This window comes from Pseudomonas sp. CDFA 610 (genome assembly GCF_021147865.1).
GTDB lineage: Bacteria > Pseudomonadota > Gammaproteobacteria > Pseudomonadales > Pseudomonadaceae > Aquipseudomonas > Aquipseudomonas alliivorans.
Map to the genome: position 1 here is coordinate 32,342 of NZ_JAGTPM010000008.1, position 24,091 is coordinate 56,432.

The 24,091-nt window shown below is 59.5% G+C and carries 26 protein-coding genes; 8 read left to right on the top strand and 18 right to left on the bottom strand.

Annotated elements, in window-relative coordinates:
• Nucleotides 1-44 precede the first annotated feature (44 nt).
• Both KDX39_RS15905 and KDX39_RS15910 read right to left on the bottom strand, forming a co-directional pair.
• Nucleotides 45-677 carry a TetR family transcriptional regulator gene (locus KDX39_RS15905; RefSeq protein ID WP_004883632.1) on the bottom strand — a complete coding sequence of 211 codons (633 nt, stop codon included), beginning with the start codon at nucleotides 675-677 and terminating at the stop codon, nucleotides 45-47.
• Nucleotides 678-765: 88 nt separating this feature from the next.
• On the bottom strand, nucleotides 766-903 hold the full coding sequence (locus KDX39_RS15910; protein ID WP_231661012.1) for a hypothetical protein: 138 nt from the start codon (nucleotides 901-903) through the stop codon (nucleotides 766-768).
• A gap of 244 nt (nucleotides 904-1,147) precedes the next feature.
• Between KDX39_RS15910 and KDX39_RS15915 the strand changes: the two genes are divergently transcribed.
• Nucleotides 1,148-3,214: an AsmA family protein gene (locus tag KDX39_RS15915; protein WP_231661013.1), complete on the top strand. Its 2,067-nt coding sequence runs from the start codon at nucleotides 1,148-1,150 to the stop codon at nucleotides 3,212-3,214.
• 164 nt (nucleotides 3,215-3,378) lie between these two features.
• Here KDX39_RS15915 and KDX39_RS15920 read toward each other — a convergent pair whose 3' ends face one another.
• On the bottom strand, nucleotides 3,379-3,912 hold the full coding sequence (locus KDX39_RS15920) for a ferritin-like domain-containing protein (protein WP_099229541.1): 534 nt from the start codon (nucleotides 3,910-3,912) through the stop codon (nucleotides 3,379-3,381).
• Between the two features lie 192 nt (nucleotides 3,913-4,104).
• Between KDX39_RS15920 and KDX39_RS26640 the strand changes: the two genes are divergently transcribed.
• On the top strand, nucleotides 4,105-4,203 hold the full coding sequence (locus KDX39_RS26640; RefSeq protein WP_442587048.1) for a hypothetical protein: 99 nt from the start codon (nucleotides 4,105-4,107) through the stop codon (nucleotides 4,201-4,203).
• Nucleotides 4,204-4,274: 71 nt separating this feature from the next.
• Here KDX39_RS26640 and osmE read toward each other — a convergent pair whose 3' ends face one another.
• Nucleotides 4,275-4,613, bottom strand: coding sequence for an osmotically-inducible lipoprotein OsmE (gene osmE / locus KDX39_RS15925; protein ID WP_210070669.1), 339 nt, complete (start codon nucleotides 4,611-4,613; stop codon nucleotides 4,275-4,277).
• A 188-nt stretch (nucleotides 4,614-4,801) separates the two neighbouring features.
• Here osmE and KDX39_RS15930 point away from each other — a divergent pair, with 188 nt between their 5' ends.
• Complete coding sequence (locus KDX39_RS15930) at nucleotides 4,802-5,692, top strand: lipase family alpha/beta hydrolase (protein WP_099229543.1); 891 nt, start codon at nucleotides 4,802-4,804, stop codon at nucleotides 5,690-5,692.
• Nucleotides 5,693-5,751: 59 nt separating this feature from the next.
• Nucleotides 5,752-5,979 (top strand): hypothetical protein, encoded by a 228-nt coding sequence (locus KDX39_RS15935; protein WP_231661014.1) that lies wholly within the window; start codon nucleotides 5,752-5,754, stop codon nucleotides 5,977-5,979.
• On the opposite strand, the gene KDX39_RS15940 is transcribed toward KDX39_RS15935, so the two are convergent.
• The gene (locus KDX39_RS15940; RefSeq protein WP_231661015.1) at nucleotides 5,976-6,857 is read right to left on the bottom strand and encodes a DMT family transporter; all 882 of its coding nucleotides are present in this window, start codon (nucleotides 6,855-6,857) and stop codon (nucleotides 5,976-5,978) included. The two genes, KDX39_RS15935 and KDX39_RS15940, sit on opposite strands and share 4 nt — an antisense overlap.
• A gap of 152 nt (nucleotides 6,858-7,009) precedes the next feature.
• Between KDX39_RS15940 and KDX39_RS15945 the strand changes: the two genes are divergently transcribed.
• Nucleotides 7,010-7,300, top strand: a complete 291-nt coding sequence (locus tag KDX39_RS15945; protein WP_099229545.1) for a PsiF family protein — start codon at nucleotides 7,010-7,012, stop codon at nucleotides 7,298-7,300.
• 187 nt (nucleotides 7,301-7,487) lie between these two features.
• The gene (locus KDX39_RS15950) at nucleotides 7,488-8,498 is read left to right on the top strand and encodes an AI-2E family transporter (RefSeq protein WP_231661016.1); all 1,011 of its coding nucleotides are present in this window, start codon (nucleotides 7,488-7,490) and stop codon (nucleotides 8,496-8,498) included.
• A gap of 24 nt (nucleotides 8,499-8,522) precedes the next feature.
• Here the strand turns inward: KDX39_RS15950 and KDX39_RS15955 are convergent, their stop codons facing one another.
• Nucleotides 8,523-9,788 carry an Hsp70 family protein gene (locus KDX39_RS15955; RefSeq protein WP_099229547.1) on the bottom strand — a complete coding sequence of 422 codons (1,266 nt, stop codon included), beginning with the start codon at nucleotides 9,786-9,788 and terminating at the stop codon, nucleotides 8,523-8,525.
• A 309-nt stretch (nucleotides 9,789-10,097) separates the two neighbouring features.
• Here KDX39_RS15955 and cbpA point away from each other — a divergent pair, with 309 nt between their 5' ends.
• Nucleotides 10,098-11,039 (top strand): curved DNA-binding protein, encoded by a 942-nt coding sequence (gene cbpA / locus KDX39_RS15960; protein WP_231661017.1) that lies wholly within the window; start codon nucleotides 10,098-10,100, stop codon nucleotides 11,037-11,039.
• A gap of 251 nt (nucleotides 11,040-11,290) precedes the next feature.
• Here the strand turns inward: cbpA and KDX39_RS15965 are convergent, their stop codons facing one another.
• Nucleotides 11,291-12,421, bottom strand: a complete 1,131-nt coding sequence (locus KDX39_RS15965) for a sensor histidine kinase (protein WP_231661018.1) — start codon at nucleotides 12,419-12,421, stop codon at nucleotides 11,291-11,293.
• A 159-nt stretch (nucleotides 12,422-12,580) separates the two neighbouring features.
• On the opposite strand from KDX39_RS15965, the gene KDX39_RS15970 reads away from it, so the two are divergent.
• A complete protein-coding gene (locus KDX39_RS15970) occupies nucleotides 12,581-13,201 on the top strand; it encodes a thioredoxin family protein (protein WP_231661019.1) in 621 nt (206 codons plus the stop codon).
• 449 nt (nucleotides 13,202-13,650) lie between these two features.
• On the opposite strand, the gene ureC is transcribed toward KDX39_RS15970, so the two are convergent.
• The 11 genes from ureC to urtA all read right to left on the bottom strand — a co-directional run bounded on the left by ureC (nucleotide 13,651) and on the right by urtA (nucleotide 23,882).
• Nucleotides 13,651-15,351: an urease subunit alpha gene (ureC, locus tag KDX39_RS15975; protein WP_231661020.1), complete on the bottom strand. Its 1,701-nt coding sequence runs from the start codon at nucleotides 15,349-15,351 to the stop codon at nucleotides 13,651-13,653.
• Nucleotides 15,352-15,451: 100 nt separating this feature from the next.
• Entirely contained in the window at nucleotides 15,452-15,760 is a 309-nt protein-coding gene (locus KDX39_RS15980; protein WP_004887260.1) for an urease subunit beta, read from the bottom strand.
• Nucleotides 15,757-16,290 carry a GNAT family N-acetyltransferase gene (locus KDX39_RS15985; RefSeq protein WP_231661021.1) on the bottom strand — a complete coding sequence of 178 codons (534 nt, stop codon included), beginning with the start codon at nucleotides 16,288-16,290 and terminating at the stop codon, nucleotides 15,757-15,759. Before KDX39_RS15985 ends, KDX39_RS15980 begins: the two co-directional genes overlap by 4 nt.
• 13 nt (nucleotides 16,291-16,303) lie before the next feature.
• The gene (locus KDX39_RS15990) at nucleotides 16,304-16,846 is read right to left on the bottom strand and encodes a GNAT family N-acetyltransferase (protein ID WP_231661022.1); all 543 of its coding nucleotides are present in this window, start codon (nucleotides 16,844-16,846) and stop codon (nucleotides 16,304-16,306) included.
• A 9-nt stretch (nucleotides 16,847-16,855) separates the two neighbouring features.
• Complete coding sequence (locus KDX39_RS15995; RefSeq protein ID WP_004887254.1) at nucleotides 16,856-17,158, bottom strand: urease subunit gamma; 303 nt, start codon at nucleotides 17,156-17,158, stop codon at nucleotides 16,856-16,858.
• A 90-nt stretch (nucleotides 17,159-17,248) separates the two neighbouring features.
• Nucleotides 17,249-18,094, bottom strand: coding sequence for an urease accessory protein UreD (locus tag KDX39_RS16000; RefSeq protein WP_231661023.1), 846 nt, complete (start codon nucleotides 18,092-18,094; stop codon nucleotides 17,249-17,251).
• 48 nt (nucleotides 18,095-18,142) lie between these two features.
• The gene (urtE, locus tag KDX39_RS16005; RefSeq protein ID WP_099229555.1) at nucleotides 18,143-18,841 is read right to left on the bottom strand and encodes an urea ABC transporter ATP-binding subunit UrtE; all 699 of its coding nucleotides are present in this window, start codon (nucleotides 18,839-18,841) and stop codon (nucleotides 18,143-18,145) included.
• An 89-nt stretch (nucleotides 18,842-18,930) separates the two neighbouring features.
• Nucleotides 18,931-19,791: an urea ABC transporter ATP-binding protein UrtD gene (urtD, locus tag KDX39_RS16010; protein ID WP_231661024.1), complete on the bottom strand. Its 861-nt coding sequence runs from the start codon at nucleotides 19,789-19,791 to the stop codon at nucleotides 18,931-18,933.
• Complete coding sequence (urtC, locus tag KDX39_RS16015; RefSeq protein WP_231661025.1) at nucleotides 19,788-20,867, bottom strand: urea ABC transporter permease subunit UrtC; 1,080 nt, start codon at nucleotides 20,865-20,867, stop codon at nucleotides 19,788-19,790. Before urtC ends, urtD begins: the two co-directional genes overlap by 4 nt.
• Nucleotides 20,867-22,456 (bottom strand): urea ABC transporter permease subunit UrtB, encoded by a 1,590-nt coding sequence (gene urtB, locus KDX39_RS16020; protein ID WP_231661026.1) that lies wholly within the window; start codon nucleotides 22,454-22,456, stop codon nucleotides 20,867-20,869. The genes urtC and urtB overlap by 1 nt, the downstream gene beginning before the upstream one ends.
• 160 nt (nucleotides 22,457-22,616) lie before the next feature.
• Nucleotides 22,617-23,882, bottom strand: a complete 1,266-nt coding sequence (gene urtA, locus KDX39_RS16025; RefSeq protein WP_024688750.1) for an urea ABC transporter substrate-binding protein — start codon at nucleotides 23,880-23,882, stop codon at nucleotides 22,617-22,619.
• Nucleotides 23,883-24,091: the final 209 nt, after the last annotated feature.

Genomic DNA, 24,091 nt, shown 5'->3' on the forward strand with positions numbered 1-24,091 from the left:
ACGCCGGGACGCGCAACGGTCATCAGCGATCAGACGCTCATTGATCACTCATGACTGCCCAAACCACGCCAGTGCCGTGCGCCGATGAAGATGAAGCGCAGTTGCTGGGTAATCTTGGCTTGTGGCGTGAGGTGCGGGGCGAGCGAGGCGGGGGGCGGGTCGATCAGTTCGGGCAGCATGGCGAACACGCTTTTGACTACAAGGTCGGCAATGATCGACAGTGATTCAGCGTTCAAATGCTTCCATTTGGGCATTTTGGCCAAGTCAGCGGTCAGGTCGGCGCTGATGCCTTCGCGCAATGCCCCCAGTGCCTGACGCACCTTGAGCGAGCCGCCGTATTGTTCACGTGCCAGAAAAAGGAACTGCGAGCGATTGGCTGCCACACGCTCCAGAAAGATCTTCACCGACGCACGAATCAGCCCACCCATGGCGAACTCGTTGTGCCGCACCAGGCGGATGGTTTCGCGAAAGGTCTGACCGACCTCGCTGACCAGCACCAGACCCAGTTGATCCATGTCCTCGAAGTGACGATAGAAGCCGGTCGGCACAATGCCTGCCGTGCGGGCGACTTCGCGCAGGCTGAGGCTGCCGAATCCGCGCCCGCTCTCCATCAACTGGTGGGCGGCGTCCAGCAAGGCTCTTCGGGTCTGTTGTTTCTGTTCGGCGCGGGGCAGCATGGCTCAAACGGTTCTGGATAAAGACTGCGTCGCACTTTAACAAATGCGCTTTGCCTGCGTCGAAAGGCTTTTTCAAATGGCTGACGTATCAGACGCGCTGATACTGCTGCACCAGACGGTCAGGGCCGTTTTCAACCAGGCGCTGCTCACGCTCCTGCACCGGGGTGGCGTAGGCATTGGCGGCAAAGATGGACAGAAACAGGCTCAGTAACAGATGGGGTTTCATGGCTGTGCTCCTCGAAAGAGCGGAAGATGGTGTAGGCGTGCACTATGACGCCGGGCCTGTATGTAAAGAAGTTCATAAAGATGATGGTGGGAATCAACCAAAATGATTGAGTCGTACCAAGGGCTTTCACAGGCCGTTGGCTTATTTGCCCAAACGGATCAAACCCTCGGCGCTTTTATCAGTCGAACGGGCATGTCGTATTCAGTGCACCAAGGCAGGGGCACTGTTTTCTGGAGAGTCATGCATGACGCGCAGCCGTAGGATTTTCGCGTGGACAGGTGCCACTTTGCTGGTGGTACTGGCCGTGTTGGTCATTGTGATTGTCACTTTCGACTGGAACCGCATCAAACCCATCCTCAATGAAAAAGTCAGCGAAGCGCTGCACCGCCCGTTCGCCATTAATGGCAATCTGGAAGTGCGCTGGTCGCGCGAACCTGAATTGGGTGGCTGGCGCGCATGGGTACCCTCACCGCATTTTGTGGCCGACGACCTGACTCTGGGTAACCCCGAGTGGTCGAAACAGCCGCAAATGGTCACGCTCAAGCAGGTGGAGTTTCGCCTGTCGCTGCTGCCACTGCTGGCGCAGCATGTAGTCATTCCGCGCATCGACCTGACCGGGCCCGAAGCGAAGCTGGAGCGTCTGGCCGATGGTCGCGCCAACTGGGTGTTCGATCTGCCCAAGTCCGACCCCAATGCCGAACCGTCGAAATGGGAAGTGGACATCGGTGCCATCAAGTTCGACAAGGGGCTGGTGGGTTTCAACGATCAGACCCTGAACACCCAGCTGGACGTGGTGATCGACATGCTTGGAAAGCCGATCCCGTTTGGCGAAATCGTCGGCAGCAAGGAGGCGAAGAAGGCCCAGGATAAAGGCGCGGTGCCACAGGACTACGCATTTGGTCTGGCCGTCAAAGGTCAGTACCACGGCCAGCAACTCAACGGCACTGGCAAGATCGGCGGCCTGTTGGCGTTGAAGGACGCCACCCAGCCATTTCCGGTGCAGGCTGATGTAACGGTGGGCGATACCCATGTGGTGATCGCCGGAACCGTGACCGACCCCCAGAACCTCGGCGCGCTGGACCTGCGCCTGAAACTGTCCGGTGCCAGCCTGAGCAACCTGTACCCGCTGACCGGCGTTACGTTGCCGGACTCGCCCGCCTATTCAACGGACGGGCGCCTGATCGCCAAACTGCATGACCCAGCGGGCGCCAGTTTCAGTTACGAGAAATTCAACGGCAAGATTGGCAAAAGCGATATTCACGGTGATCTGGGCTATGTCGCCAGTCAGCCGCGGCCCAGGCTGACGGGTGTGCTGGTGTCCGATCAACTGCTGTTCAGCGATCTGGCGCCGCTCATCGGTGCCGACTCGAACGCGGCTCAGAAAAAACGTGGCGGCGAGAGCAAGCAGCCGTCCGGCAAGGTGCTGCCGGTCGAGGAATTTCAGACCGACCGCTGGCGAGCGATGGATGCGGATGTCGAGTTCACGGGCAAACGAATCGTCCAGAGCCCGGACCTGCCGTTCACCGACCTTTATACACATCTGATCCTGAACGACGGTCAGCTCAGTCTGGAGCCGCTGCGCTTTGGCGTGGCGGGCGGCAAACTGGACGCGGACATTCGTCTCGACGGACGTGACAAGCCGTTGCTGGGTAGAGCGAAGCTGTCGGCGCGCAACTTCAAGCTCAAGCAGTTGTTCCCGACGTTCGAGCCGATGAAGACCAGCTTTGGTGAGCTGAACGGCGATGCGGATATCACAGGTCGCGGCAACTCGATTGCGGCGCTGCTGGGTACTGCCAATGGCGAAATGAAGATGCTGGTCAACGACGGTGCGATCAGCCGAGGCCTGATGGAAATCGCCGGGCTCAATGTGGGTAACTATGTGGTCGGCAAACTGTTCGGCGACAAGGACGTGAAGATCAACTGCGCCGCGTCCGACTTCGGCATCAAGGATGGCCTGGCGACCAGTCGCCTGTTTGTGTTCGATACCGAGAACGCGATCATCTATATCAGCGGCACGGCTAACATGAAGACCGAGCAACTGGACCTGCAGATCAACCCCGAGTCCAAGGGCTTCCGTGTGTTCTCGCTACGTTCCCCGCTGTACGTCAACGGCCCGTTTGTCCGGCCCAATGCAGGCGTGCAGTCCGGTCCGCTGTTGCTGCGTGGCGCAGGGATGGTCCTGCTGGGCGCGACGATCGGGCCCGCGGCCGGGCTGCTGGCGCTGGTTGCGACGGGCGACAGTGAGCAGAACCAGTGTGGTCCGTTGCTTGAGCAGATGCGTTCAGGCAAGGCGCCGAAGACCGTTAAGTAAGCGCCTGCGTCTGGCCTGAGAGGTCTGACGCAGAGCGTCACGGGCTTTATGCCCAGGCGGAGCATAAGCACGATCAGTGATCGTTCCTCATGCTCCGTTGCGAACAAACCAACGCCCATAAAAAAGCCAGGATAACTCTCCTGGCTTTTGCTTTCAGTGCCGTATCACAGGTCGTTCAGGATGTCCGCCATGTCGTCGGCGTGCTCTTCTTCCTGCGCGAGGATTTCTTCGAAAATGCGGCGGGTAGTCGGGTCGCTGTCACCGATGTACTGAATGATTTCACGATAGCTGTCGACCGCAATGCGCTCGGCGACCAGGTCTTCGTAAACCATTTCCTTGAGGGTGTTGCCTGCCACGTACTGCGCGTGGGAATTTTTCGACAGGGTGTCGGGGTTGAACTCCGGCTCGCCGCCCAGTTGCACGATACGCTCTGCCAGCTTGTCGGCGTGCTCGGCTTCCTGCTGTGCGTGCTCCAGAAACTCGGACGCCGCGACACTGGCCTTCAAGCCGGTCGCCATGTAGTAGTGACGCTTGTAGCGCAATACGCAGACCAGTTCGGTTGCCAGCGACTCATTGAGCAGACGCAGGACCGTCTCGCGATCGGCGTTGTAGCCTTCAGTGACCGCACCATTCTCAACGTTCTGGCGCGCACGCTGGCGCAGGCTGCTTACATCGGATAGCTGTGGTGCAGAAATCATGGGTTATCTCCAGGTTCATCAGGTTTTGTGTCTCGCTCTGTGTGTTGCCCGGCAAGATCATCAAGGGTTGTGAGTGATGAACAGCGAGAAAGTTTTATCGGATTTCGCACGTTTCATGGTTTGCCAGCCCTGTAAAAAATATAAGAAACGAGCGCGTTCCGGCGCGGTCCGAACCTTGAGACCTATTCAATCGTGGAGATTCACATGCTCAAGTTTCTGGGAAGCACCGTCGGCATCATTTTTCTGATCGGCCTGATCGTGGTGATTGCGTTGTTCAAGCTGGTGTTCTGACGTTTATACGAATAACGCCCATGAAAAAGCCCGATGCATCACGCATCGGGCTTTTTCGTTTCAGATCGGTATTACATCGCGCGTTCGTTCGCTTCGCGCTGTTCGCACGTCATGAATCCCTTGTTGGTCACGCGGCCGTCGCTGTTGAAGCTGACGTGGTAGACCTGTTTGTGACCGTCTTTGGCCATCACGTAGTTGTTGCACGTGCCGGTGTTGACCTTGCGGTCGATGGTCGACGAGGGCTCACCGCCGATGGTCAGGACCTGTTGGCGGGTCATGCCGTTTTCGACCTGCTTGACCAGTGGCTCGTTGCGGTAGGTGACGTAGTCCACCGGGTTCTGCACGGTTGTGTTGCTGCAGCCAGCCATTGCCGCCAGTACAAAGGTTGCTGCGAGGATTTTGTTGTACATCTTTATTGCTCCACATGTCAGAGCCGGTCTTGGCCCGTTGCAGCTTGGAGCAAGGGAGGTGCGCAAGAGTTCGAAAAAAAGATGGCGATTAGGCAGTACCTCGGGTGGTCGTGTTGTTCTGCCTTGTCGAAAAACACCGCTAAGGTTGAAAAGGCTTAATCAACTCGTTTCAGCACAAGGAGATCAACATGGCGCAAGAACAGGCGACGCGTTATCCATTGTTGCTGGTACCGGGCTTGTTAGGGTTTGTGCGGTTACTGGTGTATCCCTACTGGTTCGGCATCGTGAAAGCGCTTGAACGCGGCGGAGCGACCGTCATACCGGTCATGGTGTCCGGGGTCAACTCGACAGAAATACGCGGCGAGCAGTTGCTCAAGGTCATCGAGCAGACTGTCCGGGAGACCGGCGTGGCCAAGGTCAACCTGATCGGCCATAGCCAGGGAGCGCTGACTGTACGTTACGTGGCGGCCAGGCGTCCCGATCTGGTCGCATCGGTCACCTCCGTGGCCGGCCCCAATTATGGTTCCGAGCTGGCGGATTATCTGGAGCGGCACTTTCCGCCGGGGACGCTGGGCGGGCGCGTCGTCAATGCGGTGATAGGCCTGCTGGCCTGGGCGATTGTCGCGTTCGAAACCGGCTACCGCGGGCCGAAATTGCCGATGGACATCACCGCCTCGCATCAGTCCCTGACCACCACCGGGGTTGCGCTGTTCAACAGGCAGTATCCTCAGGGGTTGCCCGAAGTGTGGGGTGGAAGCGGTGCAGAGCTGGTGGAGGGTGTGCGCTATTACTCCTGGTCCGGGATCCTCAAACCGGGCGTGACCAATCGCGGACGCAACCTGATTGATGGCACCAACGTGACCTGTCGAATATTCGCTCGCACGTTCAGGAAAGAGCGAGGTCAATCTGATGGCATGGTCGGGCGTTTCAGCTCGCACCTGGGCACGGTCATCGGGGATGACTTTCCGCTCGACCATTTTGACATCGTCAACCAGACCTTCGGGCTGGTGGGCAAAGGCGCAGATCCTGTACGCCTGTTCATGGAACACGCCGCGCGCCTCAAGGCTGCCGGCCTTTAACTCAATCAGGCAGTAATTCGTAATCAGCCGTTCGAACATGACGGCCAGGAAGTGATGCGATGGGCGATAAAGAACTGTATGAAATCGAGTACACCCTGCTGGGTGAGCACCATGTGGATGTCATCGAGGACCTGGACGTGCCGATCATTGAAATCGTGCATGAACTGGCGCTGAAACACGACGTAGAGCTGGATGACCTCCCGGAAGGCGGCATGCCCCACGCTGCTGGTATCACGGACGTGTCGATCCATAGTGTGGAGGGCGGTGAGGGCAGCGCGACGGCCTAGCCTTTCCTGAACTGTAGCGGGGTTTTCCAGCGTTCCGCGAGGATCACGCCGCACAGGGTCAATGCGCCGCCGTACAGGTGATAAAGCGCCAGTTGTTCGCCAAGCGCCACGGCAGCAATCAATGCCGTGGCGATTGGCATCAGGTTGAAGAACAGCGTGGTGCGGCTCGGCCCCAGGCGCATGATCGAGGTCATCCACAGCCAGGGCGCCAGCATGGACGTGGGAATGGCGGCATACAGCACCAGTGGAATATTGCTCGCATTCAGGCCGGTTCGCGGCGACAGAATGAACAACGGAAACAGCACCACAATCGCCACCAGAATTTGCATGTACAGCAAGTGCAGCGGGGGCAGGCGCAACTGCCACTTTTTCAACAGCATGCTGTACAGCGCATAGGCCGCAGCAGCGAACAGCACGATGGCATCACCCCGGTTCATCCCCTGCTCGATGAGCCCTGTCAGGTTGCCTGCGGCGACCACCACTATTACGCCTGCGAAAGAGATCATGGCACCGAGCAATGCGCCCCAGGTCAGTCGCGTGCCCAGGCAGGCTATCGACAGCCCCAGTGCCATTACCGGCACCAGTGACTGAATGATCCCCATGTTGGTGGCTGTGGTCATGCCCGCCGCGAAATACGCCAGGCTTTGATAGACCGCCATGCCCAGCGCGCCCAGTACCGCAATCTTGCCCAGCAAGGGTCTGATCGCCGCGCGATTTCGCCAGACGGGCAGAAGCATGAAGGGCGTGAACAGGAGCCCCGCCAGCAGCCACCGATAGAACCCGATTTCGGACGGGAAGATGACTTCAGACGCCGCCTTGGTGATGACGGTGTTGACGGACCAGATGAAGATGGTCAGCAGTGGAAACGCGTATTGCATGGGAAAGCCGACAGGTGAACGAGGCGCAACTATCCGCCTGTTTCAAATGAATGCCAATCGGGGTGCCTGATGATTGCTCATGTTTTGCAACATCTTGGCTACACTGATTTCAGTCTGTACCGATCGGTACAGCGGATCTGGAGAGTCGAACGATGAAGATACCTGGTATTGCTTTGTTGCTCGTTGGCCTGATGTTTTCCACCCAGGGTTTTGCCGCGACGGCGCAGCAGAACAAGATGACCACCTGCAACGCCGACGCCAGTGCCAAGTCACTCAAGGGTGACGAGCGCAAGGCGTTCATGAGCACGTGCCTGAAAGCCACGCCTGCTCCGGCGGCCACTCAGCAGGAAAAGATGAAAACCTGCAACGCGACGGCCTCCACTCAGGCGCTCAAGGGCGATGCCCGCAAGACTTTCATGAGCGATTGTCTCAAGAAGAAATAATTTTCCGGCCCCTTGCTTCGGCTGAGACTGGCAGCGCAAGTGCAGTAAACGCTGCACTTGCGCGTCGTTGTCGCCCCGGCCATCGAATAGATGCTCGCGCTGTGCTGTTTCCGGCTTGCGGATGACTGGTTCTCGGCTGCGAACGCTGGCAGACTGCCCACCTCTTCGTGCTGCCCTTTGAGGGTCTATGCCAACGTTTTCTGCGCGTCAGGTATTAATAGCCAGCTGGATTCTTGTGTTCGGCGGTCTGCTGTTGGTATTGCCTTTCAAACTGCTGCCGAGTCTGTTGGCCGGGTTGTTGGTCTTCGAACTGGTCAACATGCTGACTCCCAAGCTGCAAACGCTGATCTCTGGCGAACGCGCCAGGTGGCTGGCCGTTGCACTGCTGGGGACCATTATCGTCAGCCTGCTGACCCTGATCTTCGCTGGCGCCATCAGCTTCGTTCTGCATGAGGCCGAAAATCCGGGTGCATCGCTGGACAAGTTCATGGTTCTGGTGGACCGCGCCCGTGGTCAGCTTCCGCCGTTCATTGATTCCTACCTGCCCGCCAGCGCTGCCGAGTTTCAGGTCTCGCTGTTCCAGTGGCTGCAGAAACATATCGGCGAGCTACAACTGATCGGCAAGGGCGCTGCGCATATGTTCGTGACCATGCTGATTGGTATGGTTCTCGGCGCGATCATTGCTCTGCAGCGGATCTCCGACGTCCATACCCGAAAGCCTCTGGCCTCGGCATTGTTCGACCGGCTTTATCTGGTCAGCCGCGCGTTCCGCAACATTGTCTTCGCCCAGATCAAGATCTCCCTGCTCAACATGGCGTTCACTTCGGTATTCCTCGCGATTGTCCTGCCGTTGTGCGGCATTCACCTGCCGCTGACCAAGACCCTGATCATCATGACCTTCCTGCTCGGGCTATTGCCGGTGGTGGGTAATCTGATGTCCAACACGCTGATCTTTATCGTCGGTATGTCGATCTCGATCTGGGTCGCACTGGCGGCGCTGGGTTACCTGATCGTGATTCACAAGGTCGAGTACTTCCTGAATGCGCGGATCGTGGGAGGACAGATCAACGCCAAGTCATGGGAACTGCTGCTGGCGATGCTGTTGTTCGAAGCCGCGTTCGGCCTGCCAGGCGTGGTGGCAGGACCGATTTACTACGCGTACCTGAAGAGTGAATTGCAGAAGGAAGGGCTGGTTTAGCGCGGTGGCGATCGGCGACCCGCCTCAGCCGTAACGCTTCTTCGCTTCAATCGCCAGCCCGCTGCCGATGCTGCCGAAGATGTTGCCTTCCACATGACGCGCATTCGGCAGCATCGCCGATACGCTGTTGCGCAGTGCCGGAATGCCGCTTGAGCCGCCCGTGAAGAACACCGTATTTACCTGCTCGACGCCCACGCCTGCCTGACTCAGCAGTTGAGTCACGCTGTTGCGAACCCGCTCAAGCTGCGCATCGATCGCCGCCTCGAACATTGCCCGACCAAGGTCCACGCTCAATCCCGGTTCGATACGGTCCATCAGCAAGTGACGGTTATCGGTCTGTGTCAGCTGAATCTTGGTCTCTTCCACTTCCATGGCCAGCCAGTGCCCGGCGCGTTGTTCGATCAGCTTGAACAGTCGGTCGATGCCGCCAGTGTCTTCGATGTCGTAACGCATGCTGCCCAGTGCGAGCTGGGATTTCTGCGCGTACACGGCATTGATGGTGTGCCAGGTCGCCAGATTGATGTGGTGACTGGTGGGCATGTAGGCGCCGCTTTTCATGCGGCTGCCGTAGCCGAACAACGGCATCACGCCTTGCAGGCTCAACTGTTTGTCGAAATCGGTACCGCCAATGTGCACGCCGCCGGTGGCCAGGATGTCGTCCTGACGATCTTCATGCTCACGACGCTCGGGGGACAGGCGTACCAGCGAGAAGTCGGACGTACCGCCGCCGATGTCGACAATCAGTACCAGTTCTTCCTGAGTGATGGTGGACTCGTAGTCGAACGCCGCGGCAATCGGTTCGAACTGGAACGACACATCCTTGAAGCCGATCTTGCGTGCGACTTCGGCCAATGTGTCTTCGGCTTCCTGATCGGCCATGGCGTCGTCATCGACAAAATGCACCGGGCGACCCAGCACCACCTGTTCGAACTCGCGTCCGGCGGTCTTTTCTGCGCGCTTTTTCAGCTCGCCGATGAACAGCGCCAGCAAGTCCTTGAAGGGCATTGCCGTGCCGAGCACGCTGGTGTCGTGCTTGATCAGCTTGGAGCCCAGCAGGCTCTTGAGCGAGCGCATCAGGCGGCCTTCGTAGCCTTCCAGGTATTCGTGAAGCGCCAGGCGGCCGTAGACCGGGCGGCGCTCCTCCATGTTGAAGAACACCACCGAGGGCAGGGTGATCTTGTCGTCCTCCAGCGCGATCAACGATTCCACACCTGGCCGTTGCCAGCCGACAGTGGAGTTGGACGTGCCGAAATCGATGCCGCAGGCACGGGCCGGGGATTGGTCATTCATGTCTTTTACGTTCCAGTCAAAAAACGGCCGCGCAGTTTATGTCAGTGTGGAGCAATTGCGTAGGGCGATGCGTCGCTTATTCCGGGTTATCGGTATTTGCGCCCGGGGCTTGAACTCGGGACCATTGCCCCCAATCTTGATGGGATTCCCGGCAGACGCGGTTGTCAAACACCTGACAGCCAGCAGACAAGGTGTGTACCGGGCTGTTTTTTCGATGTGAAGTCTTTCAGGTGCCTCGAACACGAGGAGGCTGGGCGTGTTATACCAGCGCATCTGGCTGCGCTGGATAATTGGATGGGTGATTGTTAGATGGATTTCAAAGACTACTACAAGATACTGGATGTCGAGCCGACTGCAGACGACAAGGCAATCAAGACGGCCTATCGCAAGTTGGCGCGCAAGTATCACCCCGACGTCAGTAAAGAGGCGGGGGCTGAGGACAAATTCAAGGAAGCGTCCGAAGCTTACGAAGTTCTCAGCAGCCCCGACAAGCGCGCCGAGTATGACGAGCTGCGCAAGTACGGACGTCAGGGGCGACCTTTTCAGACTCCGCCGGGCTGGCAGAGCCGTGCCGGTGCGGGCGGGTTTGGCGAAGAGACGGCGGACTTTTCCGAGTTCTTCAGTTCCATTTTCGGCGGGCGTGCCCAGCAGGGTGGCCGCAGCCGCAATCCGGGTCGCAAGGGGCAGGATGTGGAAATGGAGCTGGCCGTCTTTCTGGAAGAGACGTTGTCGGCCGAATCCAAGCAGGTGAGTTTCAAGGTGCCGCAGCACAGCCCCAACGGGCAGCGCATGAGCGACATCACCAAGACCCTGAACGTGAAGATTCCCGCAGGCGTCGTGGACGGCGAACGCATTCGTCTCAAGGGGCAGGGCGCGCCGGGAATTGCCGGTGGCGCGAATGGTGACATGTACCTGATCATCCGTCTGGCACCGCACCCGATGTTTGAAGTGGAAGGTCATGATCTGGTCATTACCGTTCCACTGGCACCCTGGGAAGCTGCGCTGGGTGCCAAGGTTGCCGTGCCTACGCTGACAGGCCGGATCAATCTGACGATCCGTCCTGACAGCCAGAACGGTCAACGCCTGCGTATCAAAGGCAATGGCCTGATGACCAAGGCTGGCGAGCGCGGCGACCTGTACGCTCAGATCAAGATCGTCATGCCCCGGCATACGGATGAAGCAACCCGTACGCTATGGCAGAAACTGGCGGACAGCTCGTCGTTCGACCCGCGAGCGCAGTGGGGTAATTGATCACGTGTGAATGAGCGATGCGGCTACGTCTGACTGGACGTTGTCTCAAGCAAGTACTGGATCGTGCGCGGCTTGCCGGCGATAGCGTCCACTCAGTCACTGACGGAGCGCCGGATAAATCGAATCGCCGGCGAGCCGCCTCCCACAATTCCGTGTTTGCTGCCAGACAGCATAGCCCCGAAAAGACGGCGGTATCTCCCATACAATGGCGTATGCCCGGTCTCAGTGTGCAGGCACTGTCATCGCAACCATCAGTTTCTGGGCAGCACCACGGTAAAAGTGGTGCCGTCGCCGATGGTCGAGGTCACGGTAATGCTGCCGCTGTGGGCATTGACCACTTCCTTGACGATAAACAGGCCCAGCCCCAGGCTGGTCGAGGTGGTGCGGCTTTCGCTGTTTTCTTCTGAACTGCGTACCAGCGGATCGAAAATCGTGCCGATGGCGTCTTCGGCAATCGGCTTGCCTTCGTTATGAACCACCAGCTCCACTGTATCCGGCCCGCCGATGACGCGCACCGTGATTTCATGGCTCGCCGCGCCGTGCTGCAAGGCATTGCCGATCAGGTTCTGTAACATCTGACTGATCCGACCACTGTCCCAGTGCCCCTGCGTCTCGCCTTTAATCGTCAGGACCGGCGCTGAGTTCGGGTGTCCGGCGCAGGCTTCTTCGATAGCCTCACGACAAGCGCCCGCCAGGTCCATGAACTTGCGTTCTACCGGCAGGCTGGCGCCCAGGCGGCTGCGAACGAATTCGAGCAGGTCGCCAACCATCGTGCCCATGTGCCGGGTACTGGTCTTGATACGCGAAATATAGCCTTGGGTCTTTTCGTCCATGACCAGCTTGCGGGCCAGCAGCTCGGTGGACATGCTGACCGCCTGAAGCGGTGCGCGCAGGTCATGGCCGAGGATTGCCAGAAAGATGTCCCGCGAGCGCGCCACACGTTCGGCATAGGCTGCAGTGGATTCGGCCAAGGCTTCGTCGATGGCTTCGTTGAAGCGGATCACGTCGCGAAAATCGGCCAGTTGCGGCGTGGTCAGGCTGTCAACCCACAGGCGAATGACACTGGCGCGCAGGTGCCGGAACTCCGAGGTCATCTGCACCAGATCAAACCCGACTTCATGGCGCAGTTCGCCATGGCTGGCCGCCGCTTCATCCAGGCTCGGCGTCTTGTTCAGCTCCTCACCGCGGGCCTTGGCGATCTCTTCGCTCTTGCTCTGCGCAGTTTTCATATCCCGCGCAGCTGCCAGCAGAATCGACTTGGCGTGATCGCGCAGCTCTGCGGTGTTCATGGTGTCGGCGGCGGGTTTCAGTGTTCTGGCGAAGTTTTCCCATTCATCGACGATGCGATCCACGTGGAGAACGATGAATTCGGAGAGGCGCATGGCCGTTTACCTTGCTGGGGGAGCTTGACGGAGATGGCGCATCTTACCGCCTTTGCACGGCGCTACAAACAGACGGTTGACTGACATTTCTGTCAGTAGACGCTGTTTTTATGACGCCCTAAGGTGGATCGACGGATTACTTGAGCGGAGGTCCGCAGCATGAGCGTAGAAACGGTTACTGATTCGAGCTTCGATGAAGCGGTCATCAAGGCCAGCAAGAAGAAGCTGGTGGTGGTCGAGTTTTCCACGAAAGAAAAGCTCAACAAGCGAAATGAACCCAATGCCAGCGCCAAAATGGATCCGGTCATTGACGAGTTGTCCACGCATTACGGCGCAAAAGTCGTGTTCTGCAGAATAGAGATCGCACTGGATTCAGACTTGAAAGACACTTTGAATCCAACTGCCTCGGGCACTTATGGCATCAACCATGGCCCGACGATGATTCTGGTGCTTAAGGGCAAGCGAGCGGGCGAACTCGTCGGGCAGCAGACCAGGGAGCGGATGGTTCAGGTCATCGACGACGTGTTGGCTGCCTCCCTGCAAAAGTCTCTCGACTGGATTGAAGAGCGTATCAATCTTGCTGCACAGAGCATCATTGATAAGAAAACGACAAGCCTGGACGAAGCCGCTTTTGGAAAACTGGGCGTGTTACTGACCTTGCGCAGGGAGCTCAATAAAAAGGCGACGCCACAGGATCTAGGCATGCTGGATGCCATCAACGATGTGTTGCAAACGCTTGAGGTACTTCAGACTGACGAGACGTTTATAGGAATAATATAGTCGTAAGTCGCGGCCATGACACGCCTCTGCGCCATGAGGCATGGGAGCTGAAGGGAGAACCACCATTATGAATTCGCAAAGGAACTGGAAAAAAACCGCCGTTGTTAGTGGCTGAGTTCAGCCAGCCCGGAAAAATACCTTCGGCGAAGATGATGACAGTACCCGGACGGGAAAAATCATGGATGACCTTGCGTTGGAGTATGACGGTAAGGTCGTGATGTTACGTCTGCCGATGGAGAGTTGTGAGAAGGCAGTCAAGGCCTACGCCGTTAGATCGGCGCCGACCGTTATTTTTTTTTCAAGCTGGGTCAGAAGCTGGAAGCAGTGACTGACTTTCATCTGAAGTTCTGGTTCAAGACCCGGTTGAACGAATTGCTGGCTCAAGAGTAAGGCGCTTGATGAGCGCGCCAGGCTTGAGGGGCCTTCCCTGTGAAAGGCCCTTGATGGTTCTAGAACAGAAAATACCGCTGCGCCATCGGCAGGACGTCCGCCGGTTCGCACCAGAGCAACACGCCGTCGGCCTTGACCTGATAGGTCTGTGGGTCGACTTCGATGTCGGGCAGGTAGTCGTTGTGGATCAGGTCTTTCTTCTGCACGGTGCGGCAGCCTTTGACTACGCCTATCTGCTTTTTCAAACCCAGTGATTGCGGCACGCCTGCATCAAACGCGGCCTGGCTGATGAAGGTCAGGCTGGTGGCGTGCAGCGAGCTGCCGTAGCTGGCGAACATCGGGCGGTAGTGGACCGGCTGCGGCGTGGGGATCGAGGCGTTGGCGTCGCCCATCAGGCTGGCAGCGATGGCGCCGCCCTTGAGGATCAAGGTCGGTTTGACGCCGAAGAACGCCGGGCGCCACAGCACCAGATCGGCCCATTTACCCACTTCGATGGAGCCCACTTCATGGCTGATGCCGTGGGTGATGGCCGGGTTGATGGTGTATTTGGCGATGTAGCGCTTGGCGCGGAAGTTGTCGTTGCCGGGGCCGTCCTGAGGCAGCGGGCCGCGCTGTTTCTTCATCTTGTCGGCGGTCTGCCAGGTGCGCATGATCACTTCGCCGACCCGGCCCATGGCCTGGCTGTCGGAACTGAGCATCGAAAACGCCCCCAGATCATGGAGGATATCTTCGGCTGCAATGGTCTCGCGGCGGATGCGGCTTTCCGCGAAAGCCACGTCTTCAGCGATGCTCGGGTCCAGGTGATGGCAGACCATCAGCATGTCCAGGTGTTCGTCGATGGTGTTGCGGGTGAACGGTCGGGTCGGGTTGGTCGAGCTGGGCAGCACGTTCGGCGAGCCGCAGGCCTTGATGATGTCCGGCGCGTGGCCGCCACCGGCACCCTCGGTGTGGTAGGTGTGGATTGTACGCCCCTTGAACGCCCCCAGCGTGGTTTCCACGAAGCCTGACTCGTTCAGGGTGTCAGTGTGAATCGCCACCTGCACGTCGTATTCGTCGGCCACGCTCAGGCAGTTATCGATAGCGGCAGGCGTGGTGCCCCAGTCTTCGTGCAGCTTGAGGCCGATGGCACCGGCCTTGACCTGCTCGATCAGTGGACCCGGCAGGCTGGCGTTGCCTTTGCCGGTGAGGCCGATGTTCATCGGGAAGCTGTCTGCGGCCTGGAGCATGCGCGCCATGTGCCACGGGCCAGGTGTGACGGTCGTGGCATTGGTGCCCGTGGCCGGGCCTGTGCCGCCGCCGATCATGGTGGTCACGCCGCTCATCAGCGCTTCTTCGATCTGCTGCGGGCAGATGAAGTGGATGTGCGTATCAACGCCACCTGCGGTCAGGATCATGCCTTCGCCGGCGATGACTTCCGTGGCGGCGCCGACAGCGATGGTCACGTCGGGCTGGATGTCCGGATTGCCCGCCTTGCCGATTGCGGCGATACGCCCGTTCTTGAGGCCGACGTCCGCCTTCACGATGCCCCAGTGATCAATAATCAGCGCGTTGGTGATCAGCGTGTCGACCACTTCGGCCGCCAGCAATTGGCCCTGGCCCATGCCGTCACGGATGACCTTGCCGCCGCCGAATTTCACTTCCTCGCCGTAGGTGGTGAAGTCCTTCTCGACCTCGATCCACAGCTCGGTGTCGGCCAGGCGAACCTTGTCGCCGACCGTGGGGCCGAACATGTCGGCGTAGGCTTGCCTGGAAATCTTCATGGTGATTCCTTGTGTTCTTTAAGAGCCCTGCGTAAAGCGTCACAGGCTACATTCCTGCGTGGCGCACAGAAACGACCCGGGTTTTGCGCCTGGTCTGGTATTAATCCAGCTCGCCCATCACCCGACCGGCAAACCCGTACACCTTGCGCAGTCCCGCCAGGTCCACCAGCTCAACCTCGCGTGCCTGCCCAGGCTCGAAGCGCACGGCAGTGCCGGCGGGGATATTCAGGCGCATGCCGCGGCTGGCGGCACGGTCGAAGGTCAGGGCGTCGTTGGTTTCGAAGAAATGAAAATGCGAGCCCACCTGAATCGGACGATCGCCACTGTTGGCGACGGTCAGGCTCAGGGTGCGGCGGCCGGCGTTGAGTTCGATCTCGCCGGGCTGGATCTGGTATTGACCAGGGATCATGTCGGTTGCCCCAAGGTTTTGAAGTAAATGGCGGTCGGCCGGTAGCGGCCGTCCGGTGTGGCGCAGTAATCGGGCAGTTCGCCTACGCGGGTATAGGCCATCGAGCGATAGAAGGCTTCGGCCGTCGAGCCTGCTTCGGTGTCCAGGTGCAGCAGGCCGCGTTTGAGTTTAACGGCGGTCTGTTCGACCGCTTCCATCAGTTGTCTGCCCAGACCGTGGCCGCGCGCCCCAGGCAGCACCATCAGCTTCTGCACTTCGGCGCGGTTGAGCCCGTTGGGCTTCTGGCACAGTGCAAGTTGTGCACTGGCCTGCAGACGCTCATTGTCGACCACGACCCACAGCAACAGGTCGCCTGAGGCGACATCGGCTCTTAAACCATCGCACCAGCTCAATGCCTGTTCCAGCGTCAGGTCCGCCATGAACCCGACCGAGGCGCCGTCATGGACAGTTTCGAACAACAGCTGAGCCAGGCCCTGGCGATAATGCGCGAAGCTTTCGGTGGTCACGCGACGCAACTGTGCTGGGTTCATGGACGGTTCTCGTCTAGGCGGGTGTGGGGGCTTGCGAAGCAGGCGCCTGAGCGCCGGGTGACAGGTCCAACTGCATGAAAGTCAGGTCCAGCCAGCGACCGAACTTGGTGCCGACCTGCGGCATCTGGCCAGTGGTCTTGAAGCCTAGTCGTTCATGCAGGTAAATAGAGGCAGCGTTGCCGCTTTCGATGGCCGCTACCATCATGTGCTTGTCACAGGCGCGGGCGCGTTCGATCAAGGCTGACATCAGTTTTGGCCCCAGGCCCTTGCCACGCTGATCGGCTCGCACGTACACCGAATGCTCGACCGTTTGACGAAAGCCTTCGAAAGGACGCCAGTCGCCAAACGATGAGTAACCCAGCACGTCGCCTGTCGCATCCACGGCCACCAGAATCGGATAGGCCTGCGTCTGGCGGGAGGCGTACCAGGCCTGACGGTTCGCCAGGTCGACCGGCTGTTCGTTCCAGATGGCGGTGGTGTTGAGCACCGCATCGTTATAGATGACGAGGACGCCGGGCAGATCGTCCGGCAGCGCGTCACGAATCACGTCTGTCATGCTGTTCTCTCAGGCAATCGGCTGATGCACGGTGACCAGCTTGGTTCCGTCTGGAAACGTCGCTTCCACCTGAATCTCCGGAATCATTTCCGGGATGCCCTCCATCACTTGCTCGCGGGTCAGCAGCGTGGTGCCGTAGTGCATCAGGTCGGCAACTGTCTGACCGTCCCGTGCGCCTTCGAGCAGCGCTGCGGAAATGTAGGCCATGGCTTCCGGATAGTTGAGCTTCACCCCGCGCGCCAGGCGCCGTTCGGCAACCAGTCCGGCAGTGAAAATCAGCAGCTTGTCTTTTTCGCGTGGCGTCAGGTCCATTGGGTTTCCGTGTCGTGGTATTCGGGTTGCTGTGCAGCCGTTGTTGGCGCTTTTGTGGGAGGCGGCCAGCCGCCTCCCACAATTCCATGTTCATGTATTCCAGATTCTCGGCGTCACCGCCTCGCGTCCCAGCAGGGCCGGGCGCAGTTTTTTCCAGACTTCGATCAGCCAGGCTCTTGCATGCAAGGCTTCGTCGGCCAGACAGCGCGCCACGACCAGCCCTGGCAGTTGGGTCAGGTCACCGCGTACCGGGTTGGGCATCGACAGGCTGCGGCAGGCTTCAAGCAGTTCGCTGTCCACTTCGCCGGTGATCAACAACGTGGCAAATACCGTATGGCCATCCAGCCCGACCGGTGAATCCAGCAGCCCGTCGCCACCGATAATGCGTTGACGTTCATGCCAGATCAATGTGCCGTCGCGGCGGATATCCAGCGCGGACTGAAAGTGCCCGTGCTCAAAACGCTCGCCACTGGCCGGACGGCCCAGCGCCACGACATCCCAGTAACACAGCTTCGCGTCGCCTTTCAGTTCGATGCGGGTGGTCAGTTCTGCCTGGGCATTACTGAACACGATGGTTTCCTGAGGCAGCCATTCCAGCGTCGCGCCAGGCTCGACTCGTAGTTCCAGTTGCTGAAACGCCGGGCTTGCCGCGCGGTACCATTTTGCCGCGCCTGGGCTTGTCAGCTGTGCCCAGGCGTCAGTGCCGACGTTGGCAGAAATATCCAGACGGTCGCCGCCCGCGATACCGCCGGGCGGGTGGACGATGATGTGCTGACACACTTGCGGGCCTTCGGCGTACAGGTGTTTTTGCACCCGCAGCGGACCTTTGTGGCGTCGCTGAACCGGCCGCGTGCTGTCGTCGAAACGGCCATAGCCCAGTTCCAGCTCGGCGTGCCAGCTGGGCGTGAACAGGGCGGTGTTGGCAGGCAGATTCATAGCGTCTTCAATTCCGGGTCCGGTGCTTCACGATAACGGATTGGCACATCAAATGGTGACCAGTCCGCGAACGCCTTCGGTTTCCATGTTTTCTCCACGGCCCTGCTGCACGATTTCACCCCGGGACATCACCAGATACTGGTCTGCCAGTTCGGCCGCAAAGTCATAGAACTGCTCTACCAGCAGAATCGCCATGTCACCGCGCTCGGCCAGCTTCTTGATCACTGCACCAATTTCCTTGATCACCGACGGCTGAATGCCTTCGGTGGGCTCATCGAGAATCAGCAGGCGCGGGCGACTCGCCAGTGCGCGACCGATCGCCAGTTGCTGCTGCTGACCGCCCGACAGGTCGCCGCCACGGCGGTGTTTCATTTGCAGTAGCACCGGGAACAACTCGTAGATGAATGCCGGCACCTCTTTGGCCTCCGAACCGGGAAAGCGCGAAAGACCCATCAACAGGTTTTCCTCGACCGTCAGCCGTCCGAAGATTTCCCGGCCCTGCGGTACGTAAGCGATACCGGCGTGTACGCGCTGATGCGGCTTGAAGCCGGTGATGGCCTTGCCTTCCCATTGCACCGAACCTTCCTTAGATGGCAACAGCCCCATCAACACTCGCAAAAGCGTGGTCTTGCCTACACCGTTGCGACCCAGCAGGCAGGTGACTTCACCGACCTTCACGTCAAAGGACAGGCCACGCAGAATGTGGCTGCCGCCGTAATATTGATGAAGCTTTTCGACCTGCAGCATGGTTCATGTTCTCTTTTGTGACAGCTTGATCGCCGTTATGCGACGCGAGATGCCTTCCCACTCAGAGCACGGGAATGATCGCGTCAGCCTCAACGGCCCAGATACACCTCGATCACGCGCTCGTCTGCCTGTACGTCATTCAGCGAGCCTTCGGCGAGTACGCTGCCCTGATGCAGTACGGTCACATGGTCGGCAATCGAGCCGACGAAGCCCATGTCGTGCTCGACCACCATCAGCGAGTGCTTGCCCGCCAGGCTCTTGAACAGTTCGGCAGTGAATTCGGTCTCGGCATCGGTCATGCCTGCGACCGGCTCGTCGAGCAGCAACAATTGAGGGTCCTGAACCAGCAGCATGCCGATTTCCAGAAACTGTTTCTGACCGTGGGACAGCAGCCCTGCCGGGCGCTGCACGGAACCTGTCAGGCGAATGGTCTCCAGCACCTCGTCGATCCGGTCGCGTTGTTCGCCGTTCAGGCGTGCGCGCAGGCTGGCCCACACCGACTTGTCGGTCTTCTGCGCCAGTTCCAGGTTTTCGAACACGCTCAGTGCCTCGAACACTGTAGGCTTCTGGAACTTGCGCCCGATTCCGGCCTGGGCGATCTGCACTTCGCTCATCTGGGTCAGGTCCAGCGTTTCGCCGAACCAGGCCTTGCCGTTGCTGGGCCGGGTCTTGCCGGTGATCACGTCCATCAGCGTGGTCTTGCCTGCGCCGTTGGGGCCGATGATGCAGCGCAGTTCACCGACGCTGATGTACAGATTCAACTCATTGAGCGCCTTGAACCCATCGAAACTGACGCTGATGTCTTCCAGGGTCAGGATCGTGCCGTGGCGCGTGTTCAGTCCCTTGCCAGCGCTTTGGCCCAGCCCCAGCGCGTCGCGGCTGGTGCCCGCATCGGAGTTGGGGTCCAGCACGGGTTCCAGCATGAAAGAGGGCGTTGGCGTGGTTTTCATGACTCGCTCCTTTTCTTCAGTACGCCGATGACGCCTTTGGGCAGGTAGAGCGTGACAATGATGAACAGCGCGCCAAGAAAGAACAGCCAGTATTCCGGGAATGCCACGGTGAACCAGCTTTTCATGCCGTTGACCAGACCGGCACCCAAAAGCGGGCCGATCAGCGTGCCGCGTCCGCCCAGAGCCACCCAGACCGCCGCTTCGATGGAGTTGGTCGGTGACATTTCACTCGGGTTGATGATGCCGACCTGTGGTACGTACAACGCACCTGCCAGACCGCAGAGGACCGCGCTCAGGACCCAGACGAACAGCTTGAAGCCGCGAGGATCGTAGCCGCAGAACATCAGACGGTTCTCCGCATCACGCAGGGCGGTCAGCACCCGGCCGAACTTGCTCTGTGCCAGACGCCAGCCGATGTACAGGCTGACCACCAGCAGAATCACTGTCGCCAGAAACAGCGTCGCCCGCGTGCCCTGCGAACTGATGCTGAAACCCAGAATGCTGCGGAAGTTGGTGAAGCCGTTGTTGCCGCCGAAACCGGTTTCGTTGCGGAAGAACAGCAGCATGCCCGCGAAGGTCAGGGCCTGGGTCATGATGGAGAAGTACACGCCCTTGATCCGCGAGCGGAAGGCGAAGAAGCCGAACACCAGCGCCAGCAGGCCCGGTGCCAGAACCACCATGCACATGGCCCACAGGAAATTGTCAGTGCCGGCCCAGTACCACGGCAACTCGGTCCATGACAGGAAGGTCATGAACGCCGGCAGACCATCACCTGCCGCTTCGCGCATCAGGTACATGCCCATGGCATAACCGCCCAGCGCAAAGAACAGGCCGTGGCCCAGCGATAGCAGTCCCGCGTAACCCCAGACCAGATCCAGTGCCAGGGCGACGATGGCATAGCAGAGAATCTTGCCCACCAGTGTCAGGGTGTAGGCCGACACCTGCAGGCCGTTATCGGCTGGCAGCAACGAGAGCAGCGGCATGGCCAGCAGGACAGCCAGCACCAGAATACCTACCGTCAGCGTGCCCTTGGGGCCGACCTTTTGTGCAGCGGTTACCATCAATGGCTGGCTCATCAGTCAATCACCCGTCCTTTCAATGCGAAGAGGCCTTGCGGACGTTTCTGGATAAACAGAATGATCAGCGCCAGGATCAGGATCTTGCCCAGCACGGCGCCGATTTGCGGCTCGAGAATCTTGTTGGCGATGCCCAGCCCGAAAGCCGCCATCACGCTGCCCGCCAGTTGCCCGACGCCACCGAGCACCACCACCAGGAACGAGTCGATAATGTAGCTTTGGCCCAGGTCCGGACCGACGTTGCCGATCTGGCTCAGGGCGACGCCGCCCAGTCCGGCAATACCCGAGCCCAGTCCGAAGGCCATCATGTCGATGCGTCCGGTCGGCACGCCGCAGCAGGCGGCCATGTTGCGGTTCTGGGTCACGGCGCGCACGTTCAGGCCCAGACGGGTCTTGTTCAGCAGCAGCCAGGTCAGTACCACCACGAACAGCGCGAAGGCGATGATCACGATGCGGTTGTAAGGCAGTACCAGATTGGGCAGCACTTGAATGCCGCCGGACAGCCACTCGGGGTTGGCAACTTCAACGTTCTGCGCACCGAAGGCCAGGCGCACGGCCTGAATCAGCATCAGGCTGATGCCCCAGGTAGCAAGCAGGGTTTCCAGCGGACGGCCATACAGATGGCGAATCACCGTACGTTCCAAAGCCATGCCGATCAGCGCCGTCACGAAGAACGCCACCGGTAGCGCCACCAACGGGTAAAACTCGATGGCGCTCGGTGCGTAACGCTGGAACATCAACTGCACGACATAGGTCGAGTAGGCACCCAGCATCAGCATTTCGCCGTGTGCCATGTTGATCACGCCCAGCAGGCCGAACGTGATCGCCAGGCCCAGTGCGGCCAGCAGCAGGATAGAGCCCAGCGACATGCCGCTGAATGCCTGACCGAGGATTTCCCCGATCATCAGTTTGCGTTTGACCTGCGCCAGGCTGGTTTCGGCGGCGATACGCACAGATGCATCGGTTTCCACGCCAGGCGACAGCAACGATTCAAGACGCGTGCGGGCCAGCGGGTCACCGGTTTCGCCCAGCAGGCGCACAGCGGCAAGCCGCACGCTGGGGCTGCTGTCGACCAATTGCAGGTTGGCCAGTGCCAGGGTCAGTGCGTCTTTGACGCCTGAGTCTGTTTCAGTCGCCACGCGCTGGCTCAACAGGGCCAGTTGTGCAGGGCGGGCGCTTTTCTGCAGTTGCAGCGCGGCGGCCATGCGCAGCTTTACATCGGCTGCCAGTAATTGGTGGCTGGCCAGCGCGGTCTCGACCAGACCTCGCAGCCGGTTGTTCAGGCGCAGTTTGCGCGGTTCATCAGGTGTGGGGGCATCGGCCGCTGCCGGGACATCGGCGTCCACTGCGACATAGCGGTCATTGTTCTCGATCCAGGCCCGCTTGCTGCTGTCGGCGGCAACCCGGCCGTCGCGCAGCGCTTCAAGCAGTTCGACCCGCTCAGGAACGGGTTTGGCCGCCCATGCTTCAAGCAAATCTGCCTGTTGTGAAGAACTGGCCGATGCGAAGTCGCCTGCATCACTGGCCTGCGCCGTGAAAGGCAGCAGCAGGGTGATGGCCAGGATCAGGCGGTAAAGGTAAGAGGGCATATCAATGGCCTTGCTGGACACGTCTGGATAAATCCATCCGTCCGTGGGAGCAAGCCTGCTCGCGAAGGCGTTTCTATCAAGCTGCACAGTGCTGTTGAATGCACAGGCCGCTTCGCGAGCACGCTCGCTTCCACAGGGCGGTGGAAGCGATCATCCGTTATCAGTTGCTCTTAACCGCATGGTCCGGCTTCTTGTCGTTACCCGGGATGTAGGGGCTCCAAGGCTGCGCGCGGATCGGCTCTTTGGTCTGCCAGACCACATTGAACTGACCGTTTTCCTCGACTTCACCGATCATCACCGGCTTGTGCAGGTGGTGATTGGTCTTGTCCATGGTCAGGGTAAAGCCGGACGGCGCAGCGAAGGTTTGCCCGGCCATGGCTTCACGAACCTTGTCGACGTCGGTGGACTTGGCTTTCTCGACTGCCTGCGCCCACATGTGGATACCGACATAGGTCGCTTCCATCGGGTCGTTGGTCACGGCCTTGTCAGCGCCCGGCAGGTTTTTCTTCTTGGCGTAGGCGGTCCAGTCAGCGACGAATTTCTTGTTGACCGGGTTCTCGACCGACTGGAAGTAGTTCCAGGCCGCGAGGTGGCCGACCAGCGGCTTGGTGTCGATGCCACGCAGTTCTTCTTCGCCGACCGAGAAGGCCACGACCGGTACGTCGGTGGCTTTCAGGCCCTGGTTGGCCAGTTCCTTGTAGAACGGCACGTTGGAGTCGCCGTTGACGGTGGAAATGACCGCTGTCTTGCCGCCAGCGGAGAACTTCTTGATGTTCGCCACGATGGTCTGGTAATCGGCGTGGCCGAACGGGGTGTAGACCTCTTCAATGTCGCTGTCCTTCACGCCTTTGGAATGCAGGAAAGCGCGCAGAATCTTGTTGGTGGTGCGTGGGTAGACGTAGTCGGTGCCCAGCAGGAAGAAGCGCTTGGCTTCGCCACCGTCTTCGCTCATCACGTACTCGACTGCAGGAATGGCCTGCTGGTTAGGCGCTGCACCGGTGTAGAACACGTTGGGCGACATTTCTTCGCCCTCGTACTGAACCGGGTAGAACAGCAGGCCGTTGAGTTCTTCGAACACCGGCAGAACCGATTTGCGCGACACCGACGTCCAGCAGCCAAACACCACGGCGACCTTGTCCTGGGTCAGCAGTTGACGGCCCTTTTCTGCGAACAGCGGCCAGTTGGAGGCAGGGTCTACGACCACCGGTTCCAGCATCTTGCCGTTTACGCCGCCCTTGGCGTTGATCTCGTCAATGGTCATCAGCGCCATGTCTTTCAACGAGGTCTCGGAAATGGCCATGGTCCCGGAAAGCGAATGCAGGATGCCGACCTTGATGGTTTCGGCGGCCTGAACGGTCCATGAAAGGCCCATGGCTGCGATGGATGCGGACAGGGTAAAGGCTTTGATCAGGCTGCGACGCTTCATTGGACGGGCTCCGTTGATCTGTTTTTTTTGGTTGGCAGAACGACTCTCTGAAGGCTTCCAAGCAAAGGCTGTGCCCAGCCTGAGAAACCGCTTTGGAACGGGCCATCGAGCGCCATCCGAGACAAGTGGTGCACTGATGTGGAGCCAGGAAAGAAGATTGGTGCGCGGCGACGTGCATTGTTGGTGCGCCGGGTGAGCAGAACGATAAA